At 67.2% G+C, this 20,410-nt stretch carries 23 protein-coding genes and 1 tRNA gene; 12 read left to right on the top strand and 12 right to left on the bottom strand.

Features of this window, described 5'->3' with window-relative positions; all coding sequences use genetic code 11:
• Window positions 1–160: 160 nt before the first annotated feature.
• Window positions 161–2,455 carry an MMPL family transporter gene (locus O3I_RS01165; RefSeq protein ID WP_014981056.1) on the top strand — a complete coding sequence of 765 codons (2,295 nt, stop codon included), beginning with the start codon at window positions 161–163 and terminating at the stop codon, window positions 2,453–2,455.
• A 202-nt stretch (window positions 2,456–2,657) separates the two neighbouring features.
• Complete coding sequence (locus O3I_RS01160; RefSeq protein ID WP_014981055.1) at window positions 2,658–4,952, top strand: MMPL family transporter; 2,295 nt, start codon at window positions 2,658–2,660, stop codon at window positions 4,950–4,952.
• 51 nt (window positions 4,953–5,003) lie between these two features.
• Here O3I_RS01160 and O3I_RS01155 read toward each other — a convergent pair whose 3' ends face one another.
• The 3 genes from O3I_RS01155 to O3I_RS01145 form a co-directional block, all read right to left on the bottom strand.
• Window positions 5,004–5,258, bottom strand: coding sequence for a hypothetical protein (locus O3I_RS01155; protein ID WP_014981054.1), 255 nt, complete (start codon window positions 5,256–5,258; stop codon window positions 5,004–5,006).
• Between the two features lie 68 nt (window positions 5,259–5,326).
• Window positions 5,327–5,527, bottom strand: coding sequence for a hypothetical protein (locus O3I_RS01150; protein ID WP_029894749.1), 201 nt, complete (start codon window positions 5,525–5,527; stop codon window positions 5,327–5,329).
• 191 nt (window positions 5,528–5,718) lie between these two features.
• Window positions 5,719–5,919 (bottom strand): hypothetical protein, encoded by a 201-nt coding sequence (locus tag O3I_RS01145; protein ID WP_029894752.1) that lies wholly within the window; start codon window positions 5,917–5,919, stop codon window positions 5,719–5,721.
• Window positions 5,920–6,115: 196 nt separating this feature from the next.
• Here O3I_RS01145 and O3I_RS01140 point away from each other — a divergent pair, with 196 nt between their 5' ends.
• From O3I_RS01140 to O3I_RS01125, 4 genes are read left to right on the top strand one after another with little or no spacing between them, the layout of a single operon-like run.
• Window positions 6,116–6,316 (top strand): DUF6191 domain-containing protein, encoded by a 201-nt coding sequence (locus O3I_RS01140; protein WP_014981051.1) that lies wholly within the window; start codon window positions 6,116–6,118, stop codon window positions 6,314–6,316.
• A gap of 48 nt (window positions 6,317–6,364) precedes the next feature.
• Window positions 6,365–6,673 carry a hypothetical protein gene (locus O3I_RS01135; protein WP_014981050.1) on the top strand — a complete coding sequence of 103 codons (309 nt, stop codon included), beginning with the start codon at window positions 6,365–6,367 and terminating at the stop codon, window positions 6,671–6,673.
• Between the two features lies 1 nt (window position 6,674).
• A complete protein-coding gene (locus O3I_RS42290) occupies window positions 6,675–7,292 on the top strand; it encodes a carboxymuconolactone decarboxylase family protein (RefSeq protein ID WP_014981049.1) in 618 nt (205 codons plus the stop codon).
• Between the two features lie 36 nt (window positions 7,293–7,328).
• Window positions 7,329–7,757, top strand: a complete 429-nt coding sequence (locus O3I_RS01125) for a hypothetical protein (RefSeq protein WP_014981048.1) — start codon at window positions 7,329–7,331, stop codon at window positions 7,755–7,757.
• A gap of 6 nt (window positions 7,758–7,763) precedes the next feature.
• Here O3I_RS01125 and O3I_RS01120 read toward each other — a convergent pair whose 3' ends face one another.
• The gene (locus tag O3I_RS01120; protein ID WP_014981047.1) at window positions 7,764–8,612 is read right to left on the bottom strand and encodes an NAD(P)H-binding protein; all 849 of its coding nucleotides are present in this window, start codon (window positions 8,610–8,612) and stop codon (window positions 7,764–7,766) included.
• Window positions 8,613–8,674: 62 nt separating this feature from the next.
• Here O3I_RS01120 and O3I_RS01115 point away from each other — a divergent pair, with 62 nt between their 5' ends.
• Entirely contained in the window at window positions 8,675–9,076 is a 402-nt protein-coding gene (locus O3I_RS01115; RefSeq protein WP_014981046.1) for a winged helix-turn-helix transcriptional regulator, read from the top strand.
• 228 nt (window positions 9,077–9,304) lie between these two features.
• Here the strand turns inward: O3I_RS01115 and O3I_RS01110 are convergent, their stop codons facing one another.
• Window positions 9,305–9,919, bottom strand: a complete 615-nt coding sequence (locus O3I_RS01110) for a class I SAM-dependent methyltransferase (RefSeq protein ID WP_014981045.1) — start codon at window positions 9,917–9,919, stop codon at window positions 9,305–9,307.
• 72 nt (window positions 9,920–9,991) lie between these two features.
• On the opposite strand from O3I_RS01110, the gene O3I_RS01105 reads away from it, so the two are divergent.
• The 4 genes from O3I_RS01105 (at window position 9,992) to O3I_RS43305 (ending at window position 11,476) form a co-directional block, all read left to right on the top strand.
• On the top strand, window positions 9,992–10,429 hold the full coding sequence (locus tag O3I_RS01105) for a MerR family transcriptional regulator (protein WP_014981044.1): 438 nt from the start codon (window positions 9,992–9,994) through the stop codon (window positions 10,427–10,429).
• Window positions 10,430–10,573: 144 nt separating this feature from the next.
• Entirely contained in the window at window positions 10,574–10,744 is a 171-nt protein-coding gene (locus O3I_RS43495; protein ID WP_237748234.1) for a hypothetical protein, read from the top strand.
• A 37-nt stretch (window positions 10,745–10,781) separates the two neighbouring features.
• Window positions 10,782–11,150 (top strand): type II toxin-antitoxin system RelE/ParE family toxin, encoded by a 369-nt coding sequence (locus tag O3I_RS01100; RefSeq protein ID WP_014981043.1) that lies wholly within the window; start codon window positions 10,782–10,784, stop codon window positions 11,148–11,150.
• Between the two features lie 2 nt (window positions 11,151–11,152).
• Window positions 11,153–11,476 (top strand): helix-turn-helix domain-containing protein, encoded by a 324-nt coding sequence (locus tag O3I_RS43305; protein ID WP_063632229.1) that lies wholly within the window; start codon window positions 11,153–11,155, stop codon window positions 11,474–11,476.
• 50 nt (window positions 11,477–11,526) lie between these two features.
• Here O3I_RS43305 and O3I_RS01090 read toward each other — a convergent pair.
• From O3I_RS01090 to O3I_RS01080, 3 genes are all read right to left on the bottom strand, one after another.
• Window positions 11,527–11,617: transfer RNA gene (locus tag O3I_RS01090), tRNA-Ser, on the bottom strand.
• A 61-nt stretch (window positions 11,618–11,678) separates the two neighbouring features.
• The gene (locus tag O3I_RS01085; RefSeq protein ID WP_014981041.1) at window positions 11,679–12,113 is read right to left on the bottom strand and encodes a nucleoside deaminase; all 435 of its coding nucleotides are present in this window, start codon (window positions 12,111–12,113) and stop codon (window positions 11,679–11,681) included.
• Between the two features lie 34 nt (window positions 12,114–12,147).
• Window positions 12,148–12,687, bottom strand: coding sequence for a tRNA adenosine deaminase-associated protein (locus O3I_RS01080; RefSeq protein WP_029894770.1), 540 nt, complete (start codon window positions 12,685–12,687; stop codon window positions 12,148–12,150).
• On the opposite strand from O3I_RS01080, the gene O3I_RS01075 reads away from it, so the two are divergent.
• Window positions 12,686–13,696: a prephenate dehydrogenase gene (locus tag O3I_RS01075; protein WP_081593867.1), complete on the top strand. Its 1,011-nt coding sequence runs from the start codon at window positions 12,686–12,688 to the stop codon at window positions 13,694–13,696. The two genes, O3I_RS01080 and O3I_RS01075, sit on opposite strands and share 2 nt — an antisense overlap.
• A 43-nt stretch (window positions 13,697–13,739) precedes the next feature.
• Here O3I_RS01075 and O3I_RS01070 read toward each other — a convergent pair whose 3' ends face one another.
• From O3I_RS01070 to fadD32, 4 genes are all read right to left on the bottom strand, one after another.
• Window positions 13,740–14,357 (bottom strand): putative glycolipid-binding domain-containing protein, encoded by a 618-nt coding sequence (locus tag O3I_RS01070; protein WP_014981038.1) that lies wholly within the window; start codon window positions 14,355–14,357, stop codon window positions 13,740–13,742.
• Window positions 14,358–14,409: 52 nt separating this feature from the next.
• Window positions 14,410–16,260, bottom strand: coding sequence for an ABC transporter ATP-binding protein (locus tag O3I_RS01065; RefSeq protein WP_041562335.1), 1,851 nt, complete (start codon window positions 16,258–16,260; stop codon window positions 14,410–14,412).
• A 26-nt stretch (window positions 16,261–16,286) separates the two neighbouring features.
• Entirely contained in the window at window positions 16,287–18,182 is a 1,896-nt protein-coding gene (locus O3I_RS01060) for an ABC transporter ATP-binding protein (RefSeq protein ID WP_014981036.1), read from the bottom strand.
• 290 nt (window positions 18,183–18,472) lie between these two features.
• Window positions 18,473–20,401, bottom strand: coding sequence for a long-chain-fatty-acid--AMP ligase FadD32 (fadD32, locus tag O3I_RS01055; protein ID WP_014981035.1), 1,929 nt, complete (start codon window positions 20,399–20,401; stop codon window positions 18,473–18,475).
• Window positions 20,402–20,410: the final 9 nt, after the last annotated feature.

The raw sequence follows: 20,410 nt of genomic DNA, 5'->3' as shown, positions 1-20,410 counted from the left end.
CGGAGAAATTGAGGTTGTACCTCCGCTTATCGCTCGGATAGTCTACCTACCGCACGGTAGGCAGAAAGCGTCAGTGGAGGCGGGGACGGCAGGGCAACCCCGCGAGTAGCTGTCTCCGGCTCTGAATTCATCACGCCTCAGCACCGCTAGGAGACCCTTCGTGTCCGTGTATCTATACAGATGGGGGAAGTTCGCCTTCCGCCGGAAATGGATCGTGCTACCCGTCTGGCTGCTGCTGTTCTTGCTGCTCGGCGGACTCGGCGCGCAGCTGAGCAAGCCGATGAGCAATGACTTCAGCATGCCGGATCTGCCCTCGGCACGCGCCAACGACATTCTGGACAAGCACTTTCCCGGCGCTTCGGCCGCCTTCAAATTCGACGCGGTCACCGGCACGTATGTGATCGGTGCGCCCGCGGGACAGAAACTCACCGACCCGGCCAACCGCGCCGCGCTCGACGCGTTCATCGCCAAGCTCGGCGAACTCGACATCGTCGATCACAGCAAGCCGGTCATGAATCCGGTCGAGGCCGCCGAGAAGATGGGCTGCCTGGCCAACCCCGACCCCGCGACCTGCAGCGGCGCACCGCTGAACGTGCTCAGCAAGACCGCACCCGACTCGGTCGCGGTGCTGAACGTGCCGTTCACCATCAAGAAGTTCACCGACGTCACCGACAAGGAGCGCGACGCCGCGTACGCCGTGGCCTCCGACGCGCGCAATGCCGGGCTCGACGTCGAGATGAGCGGCTCGATCGCGATGAAGCAGCAGGCGCCCAGCGGTAAGTCCGAGATGATCGGCATGGGCGTCGCGCTGATCGTGATGATCGTGGCGTTCGGCGCGATCGTCGCCGCCTTCGTGCCGATCGTGACCGCGATCGTCGGCCTCGGTGCGGCCACCTCGCTGATCATGCTGGGCACCTCGGCGATCGAGATCCCCAGCTTCACCACCTTCCTCGCCTCGATGATCGGCATCGCGCTGTCCATCGACTACGCGCTGTTCATCGTCTCGCGCTACAAACACGAACTCGCAGTACAGGATTCGCCTGAAGAAGCAGCCGGAACCGCACTCGGCACCGCCGGCTCGGCCGTGGTGTTCGCCGGTCTCACGGTGATCATCGCGCTCGCCGGGTTGAGCATCGTCGGCGTGCAGTTCCTGACCTTCATGGGTCTGGGTGGCGCCATCGCCGCCGGGTTCGCGGTGCTCACCGCGATCACCCTGATGCCCGCGCTGCTCGGCGCGTTCGGCCGGTTCCTGTTCAAGCCCAAGCTGCCGCTCATCGCCAAGCACGACCCCGAAGACGACAACTCCGTCACCATGGGCATGCGCTTCGGCCGGTTGATCGGCAAGGCGCCGTGGGTCGCGTTGATCCTGAGCGTCGTGGTGCTCGGTGCGCTCGCCGCACCGGCCGCCGGACTGAACCTCGGCCTGCCCGGTGACGACAGCCAGCCGAAGACCTCGACCATCCGCAAGGCCTACGAGCTGCGCACCGCCGGGTTCGGCGAGGGCAGCAACGGCGTGCTGAACGTGGCGGCCGACCTGTCCAACGTGCCGGTCGAGGTCAGGGAGACCGCGGTCAAGGCGTTGCGGGACAAGCTCGCCGCCTACCCCGGCATGGACTACGTGACCGCGCCCAAGTGGAGCGAGGACAAGCAGGGCGTGCTGCTCGACGGCGTGCCGAAGTCCGGTCCGAACAACCAGGCCACCAAGGATCTGGTGAGCGACGCCCGCGACGCGGAAGCGCAGCTGAAAGCCGAATTCGGGGTGGAGTACGGCATCACGGGCAGCACGGCGATCTACGCCGATGTCGACCACGTGCTGCTCGGCAAGATCGTGCCGTACCTGGCGATCGTCGCCGGCGCCGCATTCGTGCTGCTGATCCTGGTGTTCCGCTCGATCCTGGTGCCGCTGACCGCGGCGCTCGGCTTCCTGCTCTCGATGGCGGCCACCTTCGGCGCCACGGTGCTGATCTTCCAGCAGGGCAAGTTCGGCCTGATCGAGGACCCGCATCCGCTGGTCAGCTTCCTGCCGATCATGTTGATCGGCTTGGTGTTCGGCCTCGCGATGGACTACCAGGTGTTCCTGGTGACCCGCATGCGCGAAGAGTTCGTCAAGGGCAAGTCGCCGACCGAGGCGGTCGTCGCCGGTTATCACCACGGTGCCCGCGTGGTGACCTCGGCCGCGGTCATCATGATCTCGGTGTTCGGCTCGTTCCTGCTGGAAACCGACGTGACGGCGAAGTCGTTCGGTTTCGCGCTGGCGGCGGGCGTGCTGTTCGACGCCTTCATCGTCCGGATGATCCTGATCCCGTCGCTGCTGGTGCTGATGGGCAAGTGGGGCTGGTGGATGCCGAAGTGGCTGGACCGGATCCTGCCCGATATCGACGTGGAGGGCACCAAGCTGCGCGAGTTGCAGCAGCGCTCGGCCACCCCGGCGAAGGAACCGGTCGCCGTCAGCTGACCTGGTCCGATTCGGCCCCGCATGCGAATTTCGCGTGCGGGGCCGAGTCATATCCAGCGGCGGTTCTTGATCTTGTGACTGGTCCGCAGCAGACTCAGAAGAAGTTCGACTCTCCAGCTCGGTAGTTCCGCGGGCGCTGTCGGCCCGCGCGCTTGTCGCTCGATCCGATCCGGCACGACCCGATCACCGCGAGGAGAACCCTGTGTCCGTGTATCTATACCGGTGGGGAAAGTTCGCCTTCCGGCACAAGTGGCTGGTACTGCCCATCTGGATCGCCCTGTTCCTGGTGCTCGGCGGGCTCGGCACCCAGCTGAAGGAGCCGATGAGCGACGACTTCAGCATGCCGAACCTGCCCTCGGAACGGGCGACGCAGATTCTCGACCAGCACTTCCCCGGTATGTCTGCGGCTTTCAAATTCGACGCCGTCACGGGAACCTATGTGATCGGCGCTCCGCCCGGGCAGAAGCTCACCGACCCGGCCAACCGGCAGGCCATCGACGCGCTGCTGGACAAGCTGAACCAGCTCGACATCGTCGACCACAGCAAGCCGATCACCAACCCGCTCACGGCCACCGAGCAGCTGGGCTGCCTGGTCGCCCAGCCGGACCCGGCCAAATGCAGCGGCGCACCGCTGAACGTGCTCAACAAGACCGAGCCCGAGACCGTCGCCTTCTTCAGCGTCCCGTTCACCATCAAGGAATTCACCGAGATCACCGCCGACAACCGCAAGGCGGCCTACGACGTGGCCGATCAGGCGCGCGCCGCCGGATTGACGGTGGAGATGAGCGGCACGATCGCGATGGAGCAGCAGGCGCCCAGCGGCAAGTCCGAGCTCATCGGCATGGCGGTGGCGCTGGTCGTGATGATCGTGGCGTTCGGCGCGATCGTCGCCGCCTTCGTGCCGATCATCACCGCGATCGTCGGGCTCAGCGCCGCCACCTCGCTGATCTTCCTCGGCACCGCGTTCCTGTCGATCCCGAGTTTCACCACCTTCCTCGCCTCGATGATCGGCATCGCGCTGTCCATCGACTACGCGCTGTTCATCGTCTCGCGCTATAAACACGAACTCGCAGTACAAGATTCACCCGAAGAAGCCGCGGGCACCGCACTCGGCACCGCCGGCTCGGCGGTGGTGTTCGCCGGACTGACGGTCATCATCGCCTTGGTCGGACTGGCCATTGTGGGCGTGCGGTTCCTGACCTTCATGGGTCTCGGCGGCGCGGTCGCCGCCGGCTTCGCGGTGCTCACCGCGATCACCCTGATGCCCGCCCTGCTCGGCGCGTTCGGCCGGTTCCTGTTCAAGCCGAAGCTGCCGGTCATCGCGCAGCACGACCCGGAAGACGACGACTCGGTCACCAACGGCATGCGCTTCGCCCAGCTCATCGGCAAGGCGCCCGCGGTGGCGCTGATCCTGAGCGTGGTGGTGCTCGGCCTGCTCGCCCTGCCCGCGGTGCACATGAATCTCGGGCTCCCCGGCGAGGACAGCATGCCGAAGACCTCGACCGTCCGGAAGGCCTACGAACTGCGCACGTCCGGGTTCGGCGAGGGCAGCAACGGCGTACTGCAGATCGCCGTCGATCTCACCGGGGTCGCGCCGGACAAACGCATCGACGCGTTGAACTCGTTGCGCTCGGAGCTCGCCTCGTACCCGGATATGGACTACGTGACCGAGCCGCAGCTGAGCCAGGACGGACAGGGCGCGCTGATCAACGGCGTACCCAAGTCGGGACCGAACGACCAGACCACCAAGGACCTGGTCCGGGACGCGCGCGACGCCGAAGGCAGGCTCGAGGCGGAATACGGGATGAAATACGGCATCACCGGTACCACCGCGATCTACGCCGATATCGACCATGTGCTGCTCAGCAAGATCGTGCCGTACATGGCCATCGTCGCGGGCGCGGCGTTCGTGCTGCTGATTCTGGTGTTCCGCTCGATCCTGGTGCCGCTCACCGGCGCGCTCGGCTTCCTGCTCTCCATGGCGGCCACCTTCGGTGCGACCGTGCTGATCTTCCAGGAGGGCAAGCTCGGCCTGATCCAGGACCCGCGCGCGATCGTCAGCTTCCTGCCGATCATGTTGATCGGCTTGGTATTCGGCCTCGCGATGGACTATCAGGTCTTCCTGGTGACCCGCATGCGCGAGGAATACGTGCACGGCAAGCCACCCAAGGAGGCGATGATCAGCGGCTACCACCACGGCGCGCGGGTGGTCACCTCCGCGGCGGTCATCATGATCTCGGTGTTCGGCTCGTTCCTGCTGGAGGCCGATGTCACCGCGAAGATGATGGGTTTCGCGCTCGCGGCGGGCGTGCTGTTCGACGCGTTCCTGGTCCGGATGGTGCTGATTCCGTCGCTGCTCGCCTTGCTGGGCAAGTGGGCGTGGTGGATGCCGGCCTGGCTGGACAAGATCGTGCCGGATATCGATGTGGAGGGCGCCAAACTGTTCGCGTTGCGCGGGCAAGAGCACCCGAGCACCGCGAAACAGCCGGTCGGCTGATCGATCCGAACGCGCCCCCATCCGGTGACCGGGTGGGGGCGCGCCGGTGCGCTACTGGCTGGGTTCGGGCAGGACGCAGTCCGACACCTTCGGATTCACGCCGAAGTAGTTGAGCGGGCCTGCGATGGTGGTGACGGCGATGGTGCCCCAGCCCGCGCAGTTCGTCGGGCCACTCTGGAAATAGTGGCGCTGGCCGGCGGCCAGCAGGCCGATGACCAACCAGATGAGCAACAGCGTGCTGAACAAGCGGGTACCCGTACGACGGGAGCCCCGTGTACGGATATCGCGGGTGTCGCGGTCGCGCATGGCATCGCTTCCTTCCGTGCTCCCCACCTGGAGATACCCGGGCGCGACCCACTTATGCTGGGCTTTTGCTACTGGCTCGGCTGCGGCACGTTGCAGTCGGGCACCTTCGGGTTCACCCCGACGTAGTTGAGCGGGCCCGCGAGCACGGTGAGCGCTATGTTGCCGAAGCCCGCGCAGTTGATCGGGCCGCTGTCGAAGTAATGGCGCTGGCCCGCGGCGATCACGCCGATCACGAACCAGAGCACGACGATCACGCTTCCAAGTCTCATTACTGCCTCGTTCGTCGGCGCATCTCGAGCAACGTCATTATCTGGCGGTCGGACGCGACGCGCCCAACACGACAGGACGGTCTGTTGTGTCGCCGAGACGCGGCCGACCTCGCACCCGGTAACCGGATGCGAGGTCGTCGCCGCAAGGTCTTTGCCGGTGCGCGCCGGCTCAGTGGATCACGGCCGGTGGGTTACGGACTCGGTTGCGGCACATTGCAATCATCGACCTTCGGGTTCACGCCCATGTAGTTGAGCGGACCCGCGATCACCGTGACCGCGATCGTGCCGAAGCCCGCGCAGTTCACCGGGCCGCTGTCGAAGTAGTCCCGCTGGGCCGCGGCGATGACGCCGATCAGCAACCAGATCAAGACAATAATGCTTCCGATTCTCATATTTCTCTCGCTCATCGGTCTCGAGCGGACAGTTCGACGGCGCATACGGCATCTCGTCCTTCCCGCAACTTGCTAACCGGCGTATACCCCGGTTCGCCCGAAATATCCGCTCCGCCCGAACTATTGCTCGCCGGCTCGATCCCGCAGGCGTGTCCCGCTTTTCGGCGCAGGTCAGCAGGTTCGGGCGGGCACTCCGGTGACGCGGAACACCTGCGGCGCCCGGTTCGGTGCGACAGCACGGCCTCGGTACCGCAGTGGCGGATCCCCGGAACTCGACCACCGCGAGTCGGTCGCCGTGCTGCGCGACGACGAGGAGCAGGGCGCGCCGCCACTGCTCGGCGTCGATCTGAACCGGCGCACCGTCGTGCTGCGACCGAATCCGCCAAAAGACGAGTGACTTTCCGATAGCGGGGCGCACTGCGCACCGATCGATGAGAATGAGTCGATGGACGAAAAGTGGCGGCAATTCGGCGAGCACTTGATTTCCTCCCCCGGCCAGTTGTCGAGCGAAATTCGGCGAAAGATCAGGCAGCGCACCGCCATCGGTGACAGCGCCGGCGATATTCCGGCCGAACTAGCCGACTTCGCCGATCTGGTCGCGCAGCACTCGTACCGATCCACCGCGGACACCATCGCCGGTCTGACCGCGGCGGGACACAGCGACGACCAGATCTTCGAGGCGGCGGCTCTCGCGTCCTACGGCGCCGCCGATCGGCGACTACGCGCAGCCCGGCGCGCCTGGGGAGGGCACTGAAATGTGGCTCGGCGCAGTCGAATCCGGACATGATCGGGTAGCGCGGACCGTACTCGGCGGCATCCGGCGGTCCAGCAGAATGGAGCCGCCCGCGGTCCTCAAACTCCTGTTCTACCGGCACCGTTTCTTCGGCACGCCGCTGTCGGACATGTTCCAGCAGTCGTTGCGCGGTCCGTCGTTCTGGACCGTGGCCGAACGCGAAATCTTCGCCACCGCAACGTCGGAGGCGAACGAATGCCCGTTCTGCTACTCCGCGCATCACGCGATCGCGGGCGCCTACATCGACATCGGCGTGGTGGATCGCGCGCTGACCGACAACGGGGACTCGCCCATGCGCCCCGAAGCGCAGGCGATGATCGAATTCCTGCGGCGGATGACCCGCGATCCCGACGGCCTGACCCCGGCCGACGCCGACAAAGTGCGGCAGGCCGGCGTCTCCGACGAGGCTTTCGAAGAGGCCGTCTGGGTGGGCACGTTCTTCAACGTGATCAACCGGATGCTGAACACCTTCGGCGCCCCGGCGCTGGACGAGCGCGGATCCCGGGTCGGCGCCCGATTCATCAAATCCTTCGGTTACCGGGTTCCGGCGCCGATTAGGCTCTTCTCACGCGGTACCTGATCGCCCGTATACCCACCTGTCCGAGGAGGTAGCACGATGCGTAGGTCCATTGCTCGAATTGTCGTCAGCGGTGTCGCCCTGACCGCCTTCGGCGCGGTGCTCGCGGCTCCGGCCACCGCCGACGTGGCCGACGTCAGCGTCGCCGTCGGCGCCGAAGGTCTGCTGACCGGGTGCCGCTACACCGTCACGGCGGGGGTTACCGACGCGGTGATTCCGCCGGGTTCGGTGTTCTTCGTATTGTCCGGCGGGGTCATCCCTGGCAACGGGGAACGCATCTCCGGCGAGGCCGTGCACCATCCGGAGAACAACACGGTCAGCGCCACCTGGACGCCGACGCGCGTCGGCCGCCAGAACCTCGTCGCCATCCAGAGCGAGCCCGGCCGCTACACCTCGACCAAGTTCACCTCCATCGAGGTGATCGGCACCGGACTCGACACCGGCAGTTCCTGTCAGCGCATCTCCTGACCGGTGTCAGCGGAAGTCGGCGACGTGATCGGCCGCCCACTGCGCGTACGTGCGGGCGGGCGATCCGGTGACCTGCTCCACCGTGGTGGTCGACCGGCCCGGCGTCTCGACCATCGCGGCCAGGCCCGCCAGCACGAAGTCGGCGTATTCCGTTGGTAGCCAAGTCATTTCCTGCCTGGCCCGTTCGGGTGTGATCTCTTCCCAGGACAAGGTGCGCCCGAGTGCCCGGCCGATAGTCGCGACCTGCTCGACGCGTGTGGTCGCCGACGGGCCGGACAGCTCGTATTTCGCTCCGAGATGGTCGTCGGTGGTCAGCGCGCACACCGCCACCGCCGCGATATCGGCCTCGTGCAGCAGCGTCATCGACGCCGCACCGTAGGCGCCACGGACCGTGTCGCCCGCGCGGATCTGTGCCGCCCACTCCAGGGTGTTCGTCGCGAAACCGTAGGGGCGCAGGAAAGTCCACTCCGAGCCGGAGGCCACGATCGGCCGCTCGACGGCGGCGTGCGTGGCGCCGATCGGATTGTCCTGCTCCTCGATGTCGTCGCGGACCGCGGCCGAAGACAGCAGCACGATCCGACGTGCGTACGCCGCGATCACCTCGATCACCGGCCCGGCGTGCTCGACCGACAGTGCGGGCCAGGTCAGATAGACCGCGTCGATATCGGCGAGGGCGGCCGCCAGTGCGTCGGGCGCGGTCAGGTCGCCGGAGACCACCTCCACGCCCGCGGGTAGCCGCGCGGCGGCCGGGTTACGAGCCACTGCGCGCACCTGCTCCCCCGCGGCCGCCAGTTGCGAAACCACTTGCCCGCCAACATGACCGGTCGCGCCGATCACCAGATATTTGGATGCCATGCGGTCACGGTATAAATCGGGCTTACCTCAGGTAAGTCTCTACCCCGAGGTAAGCTCAGGGCGTGACGGTAGGTTTCCAGGCAGACAGTGATCCCGCCATCCCGCAGCGTGACGCATTCGACAAAGACTGCCCCGCCCGGACGATCCTCGACAAGATCACCAGCCGCTGGGGTGTCCTGATCCTCGCGGCCCTGCGCGACCGGCCGCTGCGCTTCTACGTCCTGCGTGATCGGATCGACGGCATCAGCGAGAAGATGCTCTCCCAAAACCTGCGCACCTTCACCGATTACGGCTTCACCGAACGCATCGTCGAACCGACCATCCCACCCCGGGTCACCTACGCGCTGACACCGATGGGCGCCGAATTGGCCGAACAGTTGCACGGTCTGCTCACCTGGGTCGGTGCGCACGCGGAGAGCATCGTGCGATCCCACTCCGGTGGATCGAATTCACCAGCGACCTAACGGTCGTGCGCGATCGCTGTGCAGGCCGCAGCACCGCCTGAGACCGGTTCGACGGCAACATCATCGACCGATCTCGTTCCGACGGTCTCACCTCAACGGCCGGGTTCACCGCCTGACGTAGTCGTGGCGGGCCGCTCGGCCATCCGGGCGGAAACTCCTCGCCGCCGAAACAAGCCGAGGGGCCGCACCTTCGGAGCTGGAGCCGCAAGGTTGCAGAGCCGGACGGCCTCACGGACGGGTGGCGTGGACTGCCCACAGGGCATAGCGGCCTATGACACGGCGTTCGACCTGCACGTCCGTGAAATGTGCTGCGCGGCAAAGGTTCGCGAAGGCCTCGGCTTGTTCCCCGGTCCATCCGTGGCTGCCCAGGCCGGTAGCCTCGGCCTGCACCGCCCGCTCGACCGTGAGGAATCGGCCGCCGGGGTGCAGCACGCGATACGCCTCGGACAACCCACCGGTGACATCGGGCCAGTGATGCACGGTGGCCACTGCCCATGCCACGGTGACCGCGCCGTCGGGTAACGGGAGATTCTCCGCGACTCCCGTCGTCCAGCGAATCGTCTTCCCGTGCACGAAGACTCGAGCCAGACGCAGCATCGACGCGGACGGATCGACGCCGGTCACCCGCGCCCCGCGGCGCGCGGCCGCCTGCACCGCGCCGCCAGGCCCGCACCCGATATCCAGGACGTGGTCGGCCTCCGTCACCGCGGCCAGATCAACCACGGTGCGCGCACGGCGACGCCCGAGGGCGAGCATGACGAATCCCATTGCGAGGCCGATCGGTCCGGCGAAACCGCGGTGGTCGGCGTGGTGGTTGACGACGGGAGCCAGTGGGGCATTCATGGCGGGTCTCCTCGGAAGTGGTTGTCTCCCGCCACCTTGCAGGTTCAAGTCGACTTGAAGTCAAATAGTGGGATGGATCTGATCCCGATCGGTCAGGCCGCGGCGATGCTCGGCATGACCACATCGGCCCTGCGCTACTACGACGAGCGCGGCCTGGTGTGCCCTACCACCCGCACCGGCGGCAAACGGATGTACAACACCGACCAGATGCGCCGCCTCGCCTTCATCAAGGTCGCGCAAAGCCTCGGCCTGCCGCTGGACACCGCCGGCGCCGTCCTCGACGCCCCCAGCCCCGAATGGCGCGACCTGCTCGCCCAGCAGATCACCGACCTCGAACGCGTCATCACCCAAGCCCGAACCGCCCAAACCTTCCTCACCCACGCCCTGCACTGCCCCGCCGACCACCCCGCCCGCGAATGCCCCACCATGCGCACCGCCCTGGACCAACTCCTAGCCGGCACCCCCCTCTCCCAACTCACCGGCGAAACCCCTGACCCCGTTTCGACATAGTGGAGTCATGGCTACTGCTACCCGGAACGGCGCTGTGATCGCGTAGAGCGACAAGACCGAAGTCGTCGAAGGAACCCACTACTTCCCCATCGACTCGGTGCAGACCGAACTGCTCAGGGACTCCGACACGCACACCATCTGCCCATGGAATGGCACGGCCAGCTCTACACCATCGAAGTCGACGGTGAACGCAACAATGACGCCGCCAAACATCAAGGGCTACATCGATTTCTGGCGCGGCGTCCATATCGAAGACTGACCAACGACGAAGAAGCCAGCGCCCGCAGGCCCCGGCCAGCGGGCAGCACCTTCTGAAACGTCAATTATCACATCTACGTGATACCCTGAAGTAGTGGAGCTGTTCGAGATCTACCTTGACGACGAAGTGCTCGAATTCCTCGATACCCTGTCGATTCTCGACCTCGCCCGCGCTGATACCGCTGCCGGGTACCTCGCAGAACATGGCCCGACACTCAGCGAACCTCACTGCCGCTATCTCGGCGACGGCGTCCGTGAACTCCGTTTCCGGCTTACCGGGGACCGGGCGACCCGCATGACGTACTGGTTCCCACCGAAAGCGGGGCCGTTGGCGATCCTTCTCACCGCCTTCCGCAAGACCAAACAGGTGGAGAGTCAACAGGTCACGAGGGCGAAGCAGGCACGCAAAGTCTGCGAGACCGAGCATGACCTCAGCTTCCACACCACGTTCGAAACGGAGTGATCATGACAGCCACAGCGAACAAGACCAAGCAGACCTCGAAGAAGACTCGAAGCGAAACCACGGCCAGTCTCGCGGCGAAACGCGCCACTCCCGAATACCGGGCTGCAGCAGCGGCATTCCGACTGGCTGCCGAGATCGGTGACGCTGTCCGGGCCGCTCGAGAGGCGCGCGGCTGGACCCAATCGGAGCTCGCCGAGCGGGCCGGACTGAAGCAGCACGCGGTGTCCCGGCTGGAGTCCGGCGACGTCGTGCCCACCTTGAAAACTCTGCTGCGGGTTTCAGACGCCCTCGAAGTGGAGATCGTCACCGTCAAACACGTGGCCTGAACGGCCGTCGAAACAAGAAGCCCCGCACCTGTCGGAACAGGGCGGGGCTTTGGCGGTGGCGGAGGGATTTGAACCCTCGGAGGGGGGTTACCCCTCACACGCTTTCGAGGCGTGCTCCTTAGGCCGCTCGGACACGCCACCGCCGACAACCATACCGGACCCTGGGCTGAACGTTAAATCCGCAGGGAGAGGGGGTGGTGGGTCAACGTTGGGTGTGGAAGAAGGTGGTCAGGAGGGTGGTGCAGTCGGACTCGAGGATGCCGCCGCGGACCTGCGGGCGGTGGTTGAGGCGTTGGTCACGGACCGCGTCCCAGAGCGAGCCGACGGCACCGGTCTTGGGTTCCCACGCGCCGAAGAGGAGCCGGGACACCCGGGCCAGCACCAGGGCGCCCGCGCACATGGTGCACGGCTCGAGAGTGACGGCGAGGGTGGCGCCTTCCAGACGCCAGCCGTCGCCGTGCACCTCGGCCGCGCGGCGCAGCGCCAGGACCTCGGCGTGCGCGGTGGGATCACCGAGCGCCTCCCTGGCGTTCGCCGCGCGGGCGAGTTCCCTTCCGGTGGAATCGAATACGACGGCACCGACGGGGACGTCGCGGGGGTCCGCGGCGGCGGCCGCGGCGATCGCGGCGCGCACCATGTCGGTATCGGAAGGGAAGGGTTGCCCGGCCACGTCAGCGCGGCAGCTTGTCCAGCACCGCCGAGAGTTCGTCGGCGAAGCCGAGCCGTTGAGCGATCATGCCGAGCTGCTCGTCCGGGTAGAGGTCGGTTTCGGCGAGGATGACGCTCAGCACCGGTTCGGGCAGACCCAGATCGGCGAGCACGCCGAGGTCGCCCTCCTCCCACGGCTCGATGTCGTCGAGCTCGTCGGGATCGATGTCGGGGATTTCCACGTTCAGGGCTTCGAGCACGTCGGCGGCGATGTCGTAATCAATGGCGGCCGTCGCGTCCGATACCAGCATCCTGGTGCCGCTCGGCGCGGGGCGAACCACGATGAAGAACTCGTCGTCGATGTCGAGCAGGCCGAATACCGCACCCGAGCTGCGCAAAGCCTTCAGTTCGTTTTCCGCTGCGGACAAATCGGTGAGTGCCGCCTGGCTCAGCGGACTGCACCGCCATTTGCCGTCTTCGCGGACAACCGCCACTGCGAACCCTTCTACGTCGTCGTAATCGTCCGACGTCGCCCTATTCGTGCCCGAGCGCTGTGCTGCCATGGCCGCAACGGTAGTCTGCTCGAGCGGAAATGTTGAAGTCGTATGCGAATCTGTTGGGGTGACTGCTGTCCCGAAAGCCTCCGTTTGTGTCCTCGGAACCGGTTTGATCGGCGGTTCTCTGCTGCGTGCCGCGGTCGCGGCCGGCTATGACGCCTGGGGTTTCAACCGTTCGGCGAGGGGCGCGGGCGCGGCGCGGGCGGACGGATTCGATGTCACCGAAGACCTGCCTGCCGCACTCACCAAGGCCGCCGAGGCCGACGCGCTGCTGGTTCTCGCGGTGCCGATGCCCGCGGTCGGGCCGCTGCTCTCCGCGGTCGCGACGTTCGCGCCGCACTGTGCGCTGACCGACGTGGTGAGCGTCAAAGGCCCGGTCGCGGCGGCGGTGCGCAAGGAAGGCCTGGCGGCCCGCTATGTCGGCGGCCATCCGATGGCGGGCACGGCCGAATCCGGCTGGGCCGCTACCGATCCCGATCTCTTCCGGGACGCCGTATGGGCGGTCGGCGTGGACGAGGGCACGCGCGCCGAACCGTGGACCACGGTGACCCGGCTGGCCCTGGACTGCGGTGCGGTCGTCGTCCCGGTGGTCGCCGACGAGCACGACCGCGCGGTGGCCAGGATCTCGCATCTGCCGCATGTGCTGGCCGAGGCGCTGGCGGTGGCCGGCGCGGCGGGCGGCGATCTCGCACTGGGGCTGGCGGCCGGTTCTTTCCGCGACGGCACCCGGGTCGCGGGCACCGCGCCCGATCTGGTGCGCGCCATTTGTGAACCGAATTCCGGCGCCCTGCTCGAAGTGCTCGAGGAAACGCTCACGCTGCTCGGCGCGGCCCGCGACACGCTGCGCGCCGACAATTCCCTGGCCGAGCTGGTCGAGGCGGGACACGACGCCAGGCAACGCTACGAAACCGCGCAACGCTGGGAAATCACCGATATCCACCCCGGCGACCACAATTGGCTGGCGAAGTTGCGCGACGCGGGACAACGCGGCGGCGTCATCACGCGACTGAACTAGTGCCGCGACCAGGACGGCATCGAATTTCCCGGAACCCGAATTATCAGATGCGTTCGGCCAGGCCCGGGTAGTCGAGCAGGAAACCGTCGGCATCGACGGTGACGGTCGCGCTGGACACCGGCGACAGCACGCTGATGCCGTCGGCCGCCGCGCTGTAGGTCAGGCTGGCTTCCTGGACGAGCAGGTCCGGCAGCCGCACATAGACGACCGGCACCTGCACATCGTGCACCGCGTGCTGCAGGTCGAAGCGCCGGATCGGCAGCGTGTTGAAGAACGGGCTGAGCACCACGTCCACGTCGAGCGCGCCCGCGAAGGTGGAGCGGACGTGGCTGCCGCCCGCGTCCACCAGCCAGTAGTTCTCCTCGTCCCGGGCGATGGACGCGTGCCGCTCGCCCGCGGCCGTGGTGGTGCGCAGCGAGAGACGTTTGGTGGCGCCGCTCTCGTCGGTCACCAGGTCGTAGGACGCGCTGAAGGCCGGGTGGTCGTCGCACGCGCCGCCGATCATGCGACCGGCGGCGCGGATACGGTTGCCGTTGAGGGTCACGCGCACCGATTCCATCCGGGACGCGTTGTGCGCGCGCCAGGTGAGAATCGCCGGCCAGCGGGAGGCCGGTGGCGTCTCGTTGCCGGTGGCTTGGCTCTCGGAGGCTGGGATCGTCACATCTCTACCGTAAGCGACGCCGGCCCGTTGCCCGCACCACACCGGGCCCGCATCACACCAGCGACTCGCGCCACGCCGCGTGCAGGCTGGCGAACTTGCCGGTGCCCGCGATCAGCTCATCGGGGGTGCCGTCCTCGGCGACACGCCCCGATTCCAGCACCAGCACCCGGTCGGCGATGGCCACCGTGGACAACCGGTGCGCGATGATGACCGCGGTGCGGTCGCGCAGCACCGTCTCCAGTGCCCGCTGCACGAGTCGCTCGCCCGGGATGTCGAGGCTGGACGTGGCTTCGTCCAGCACGATCACCGCCGGGTCGGCGAGGAACACCCGGGCGAAGGCGACCAACTGCCGCTGGCCCGCGGACAGCCGACCACCCCGCTTGCGCACATCGGTGTCGAAACCCTCCGGCAACGCCTGCACGAACTCGTACAGTCCGACCGCGCGGGCCGCCGCGAACACGTCCGCGTCGGACGCGTCGGGCCGGCCGAGCCGGATGTTGTCGGCCACCGAACCGGAGAACAGATAGGACTCCTGGGTGACCATCACGACATTGCGGCGCAGGTCGGTGTCGGTGATCCGGTGCAGATCGATCCCGTCGAGGGTGACCGTGCCGCTGGTCGGGTCGTAGAACCGGGTCAGCAGCTTGGCCAGGGTCGACTTGCCCGCGCCGGTGGCACCGACCAGGGCGACGACCTGTCCCGCGGGGATCTCGAGACTGAACTCCGGCAGCACCTCGCGCTCGCCGTAGCCGAACGACACCCGATCCAGCCGGACCGCGCCGGTGGCCTTGGTCAGCGACACCGGCTCGGCGGGTTCGCGCACCGAGGGTTCTTCCTCGAGCACGCCGGAGATCTTCTCCAGCGCCGCCGCGGCGGACTGGTACGAGTTGAACACCTGCGCGAGTTCGTCGAGCGGACCGTAGAACTCGTTGAGGTACAACAGGTATGCCGCGAGCACGCCGAGCGCGAGGTTGCCCTCGATCACCAGCCAGGCGCCCACCACGATGATGATCACCCGGGTGATGTTGCCGATCACCCTGGTGAGCCCCGCGTAATCGCCCATGCCGCGCATGGCGGCGGTGGTCGCCCGCTGGAATTCGGCGTCCTCGTGCGCCAGCACCGACTCGTTGCGCTGCTCGCGCCGGAACGTCTGCACCGCGCGCATGCCGCCCATCGACTCGACGAACTGCACCACCACCTTCGCGATGGCACCGCGGGTCCGGCGGTATCCGGCGCGCTGCCTGCGCTGGGCCCAACGGGTGACGAGCACGAGCGGCACGAAGCCGATCAGCACGATCGCGGCCAGCGTCAGGTCCAGGTAGATCAGCAGCACCGCGATGGTGAGCACCGAAAGGATCGCGCTGAGCGCCTGGTTCAGCGCGCTCTCCAGCAGTTCCTGCAGCGTCTCGATGTCGCCGGTGAGCCGCGCGACCACCTTGCCGGAGGTGTACTTCTCGTGGAAGGCGACGCTGAGCCGCTGCATATGCGTGAACGAACGCACTCGCAGGTCGAACAGCACGCTCTGGCTCAGCCGGCCGGATACGCGCAGGAACAGGAACGTGGTCGCGACCCCGAGCAGGACCGCGCCGAGATACCCGCCGACCGTCCAGGCCAGCGGGGTCCAGTTGCCTTTGCGCCCTTCGCTGATGCCGGTGTCGAGGCCGTGCGCGACGAACAGCGGCGCCGAAACCATCGCGGCGTTGTCCACCACGATGAGCACCAGCGCCAGCGCCGCCAGCTTGCGGTACGGCCGGATCAGGTCGAGCAGCAGCCGCCGGGATCGACCGGCCAGCACCAGGTTTCCGGCCTGGGTGACCTCCTTGTCCTCGCTCGCGATGCCGCGCCAGTCGGCGGCCTCGTCCCGCGTGTCCGGGTTCACGGACGAATCCGCTTCCGGTGCCATGTTTTTCGACGTGACAGTGTCCGTACTCATTGCTGCTCACCTCCCATCAGTTCGCGATATCGGCTGCTGCTGCGCAGCAGTTGGTCATGGGTGCCCTCGGCGACGATCCGGCCCTCCGCGAGCACCGCGACCCGGTCGGCCAGCGCCGCCGTCGAAGGCCGGTGCGCGACGAGCAGGGTGGTCGCGCCGGCCAGCACCGTGCGCAGCCGCTCCTGCACCCGCTCCTCGGTCTCCACGTCCAGCGCGGACAGCGGGTCGTCGAGCACCATGATCCGGCTCGGGCGGTGCCCACCCACCCCGTCGGCTCCGCCTCCTGCCGTCTCGCTGTGCGCACCATCAGCTTTGCCAACGCCCGCGAGCGCACCCGCCCCGCTCAGCACGGCGCGGGCCAGCGCGAGCCGCTGGCGCTGACCGCCGGACAGGCTCAGGCCCTGCTCGCCGATCCTGGTGTCCAGGCCCCAGGGCAGTTCGTCCACGAACTCGCTCGCCTGGGCGACGTCGAGCGCGCGACGCACGTCGGCGTCGGTGGCCGACGGGTCGCCCAGCGCGACGTTCTCCCGCACGCTCGCCGAGAACAGCACCGGCTCCTCGAACGCCACCGAGACCAGCGACCGCAGGTCGGCCAGCCGCATGTCCGCGATGTCGATGCCGTCGATGGTGATCGCGCCGCCGGTGACGTCGTAGAGCCGCGGGATCAGATTGAGCAGCGCGGTCTTGCCGCTGCCGGTCGCGCCGACCAGCGCGACCGTCTCACCCGGCCGAATCTTGAGCGAAACGTCTTGCAGCACTTCTGCTTCTGCGTCGGGGAAGGTGAATTTCACCCCGTCCAAACGCAGTTCGCCGACGATCTGTGCGGGCAACTCGACCGGATCGGCCGGGTCGGTGATGTCCACCGGGGTATCGATGATCTCCCAGTAGCGGTCACCCGCGGTGCGCGCGTCGTTCCACTCGGCGAGCAGGAAGCCGGTCCAGATGATCGGCCACTGCAGGAAATTCGCCAGCGTGATGCCCGCGACGAGGGTGCCGAGCGTCATCGTGCCCTGTACCACCGACCAGGCGCCGAAACCGAGCGCGAACACGATGGCCAGCTGCGGCATGCCGGTCATGGCCGACCACAACCGGGCGTCCAGCCGGACCTTGTACAGCTCGGTCCGCTGCAACTCGCGCGACTGCGCGCGGAACCGGCCACCGAAGAACGCACCGCGGCCGAACGCCTTGAGCACCCGCACGCCCTGCGCGGATTCCTCGGCGGTGGTCGCCAAGTCGCCCGCCTGGTCCTGCGAGCGGCGCGACGCCTTGGCGTACTCCCGCTCGAACCGAACGGCGATGTAGGTCAATGGAATCGAGATGATCAGGAACAGCAGGCCGATCTGCCAGTTCAGCCACAGCAGGGCGAGCAGGCCGACCGGGATCAGCACCATGTGCAGGATCAGGAACGGACCGGCGAACGCGACGAACCGGCGCATGGTGGCCATGTCGTCGACCGCGCGGGACAGCAGCTGACCCGACTCCCACGCGTCGTGCCGTCCGATCGCCAGCGTCTGCAACTTGCGGAAGATCTTGGCGCGCATGGTGATCTCGAACTCGGTGGCCGGCTTCGCGACCAGCCAGCGCCGTCCCCACACTCCCGCGGCGTCCAGCAGGCCGAGCACGAGCACGAGCAGCGCGGGCCACAGGGCCCCGCCGAAATCCTTCCTGGCGATCGGGCCGTCGACGATCCGCGCGATCACCAGTGGGATGGCGATCGCGGTCAGCGACGAGAGGATCGCGAGCACGGTCGCGCCGAGCAGCGCGCGCCGATGCGGGCGCACATACGGCCAGAACCGCCGCAGCGAATCCAGGCGGCCCGGCGGCGACGCCGCGGGCCGCTGCGGTCTGTCGGCCTCCGGATCGGCTGTCGCGACGTCCAGTGCGACTGACATAGCTCCCCCTAGAGGTCTGTGGCTGGCGATGGAAAGAGACGGGACGCCCGCTGATGATCGCATCGGGGTCCGACAATCCAGGGTGGCATCAACATCCACATCCGCCAACCGATTTTCCGCGCCGGCCGATCCCCGCACGTCGACGTTCGTGCTGGATATCACCCCTGCCGCGCATTTCGTCGCCGTCATGAACCCAGTCAACAACCCGAAGTAACCTCGAGGTCAAGAAAACCGGCCGGGCCGCTGTCCGTGGTGGACAGCGGCCCGGCCGGTCGGGGTGTGCAGGCGGGTTAGCGGACGCCCGCGCTTTCGGCCTCGCGCTCCTGCGGTGCGTCCGGGAACGCCTGCTGCTGGTATCCGCCGCGCAATGTGCCGTCCAAATACGCGGCGCGGCAGGCGCGCCGCGCGATCTTGCCGCTCGACGTGCGCGGGATGGAACCCGCGGGCACGAGCAGCACGTCCCGCACCGTGACGCCGTGCCGCTGCGAGACGGCCGCGCGCACGACATCGGCGACCGGCTGGGTTTCGAGTTTGCCCGCGCCGGTGTTGCGTTCGGCGACGATGACCAGTTGCTCGGAGGTGTCGTCGGCGTCGAACCGGAGCCCGGAGTGGCTGTTCTTGTCGAAGACCAGCGCGGGCAGTTCGTTGGCCGGCACCGAGAACGCGGCGACGAAACCCGGTCGCAGCGCGGTACTGGACTCCTGCGCGGAGAACTCGAGATCCTGCGGGTAGTGGTTGCGGCCGTCGACGATCACCAGATCCTTGACCCGGCCGGTGATGTAGAGCTCGCCGTCGAGATAGGCGCCGTAGTCGCCGGTGCGCATCCAGTTCGCGTCCTCGGCGGTACCGATCGCGTGGCTGCCCTCGGGCAGCCGGGCGGTCAGCTTGGCGCGGAACGTGGCGGCCGTCTCCTCCGGACGCCCCCAGTAGCCGATGCCCATGTTCTCGCCGTGCAGCCAGATCTCGCCGACCTCGCCGTCGGCCCGCTCGACCCCGGTGCTCGGATCGACGATCGTGGCCCACTGCGACAGCGCGACATAACCGCAGGAGACCTGCGCGATCGAGTTCTCCGCGCCCTCCTCGACCTCGACCATCCGGCCCGAATTCAGTTGCGCGCGATCGACATAGACGACCCGCGCCTCGTCCTGGGCCTTCGTCGCCGAGACGAACAGCGTCGCTTCCGCCATGCCGTAGCAGGGTTTGATCGTCGTCTTCGGCAGCCCGTACGGGGCGAACGCCTCGTTGAATTTCTTCATCGACGACACCGAAACCGGCTCACTGCCGTTGATCAGGCCGATCACATTCGACAGGTCGAGTTCCTCGCCGGGCTTCGGCTTGCCGCGGGCCGCCGCATGTTCGAACGCGAAATTCGGTGCGGCGGCGAAGGTTCCGGCGCCGTCCGAGGCGGCGGCCAGTTCTTTGATCCAGCGGTACGGCCGCCGGACGAACGCGCTCGGCGACATGATGGTGATGAATCCGCCGCCCACCGTCGGCAGGATCACGCAGAGCAGGCCCATATCGTGGAACAGCGGCAGCCAGGTGACGCCGCGGGAATTCTCGGTGACGCCGATGGCGTCGATCATCTGCAGCAGGTTGGTGCCCACCGCGCGGTGCGTGATCTCCACGCCCGCAGGCGTTCTGGTGGAACCGGAGGTGTATTGCAGATACGCCACGCTGTCGATATTGATATCCGGCCGCACCCAGGTCGCGCCGACGCTGTCCGGAATCGCTTCCACCGCAATGATGCGCGGCCGCTGCGGGGCGGGCAGATGCCGGAAGAAGTTCCGCACACCCCCGGCCGCGGAGCCCACCGTGAGAATCGCCGCGGGCGTGCAGTCGCCGAGCACCGCGGTGAGCCGATCGGTATGCCCCTGCTCCTCCGGATCGAACAGCGGCACCGCGATATTGCCCGCGTAGACGGCCGCGAAGATGGACACGACATAGTCGAGTCCCTGCGGCGCCAGAATCGCCACCCGGTCGCCCGGCTCGGTCACCTGCTGCAAGCGTGCCGCGACGGCCCGCAAACGGACGCCGAACTGCCGCCAGGTCAGCTCGTGGTACTCACCGTCGCGTTCCCGCGAATAGTCGATATAGCGGTAAGCGAGGTCGTCGCCGTTCTCCGCACTGTGTTTGTCGACGAAGTCGATGAGGGTCTTGTCACCGCGGATCTTGATATTGCCCTGGTCATCCAAATAGTCGTCGAAAGTCTCGTCGATCATCGCCTTATC

The sequence above is a fragment of the Nocardia brasiliensis ATCC 700358 genome (assembly GCF_000250675.2).
GTDB classification, from domain to species: Bacteria; Actinomycetota; Actinomycetes; order Mycobacteriales; family Mycobacteriaceae; genus Nocardia; species Nocardia brasiliensis_B.
The sequence above is the reverse complement of the archived record's forward strand: the minus strand, read 5'-3'. Positions and strand labels throughout refer to the sequence as shown.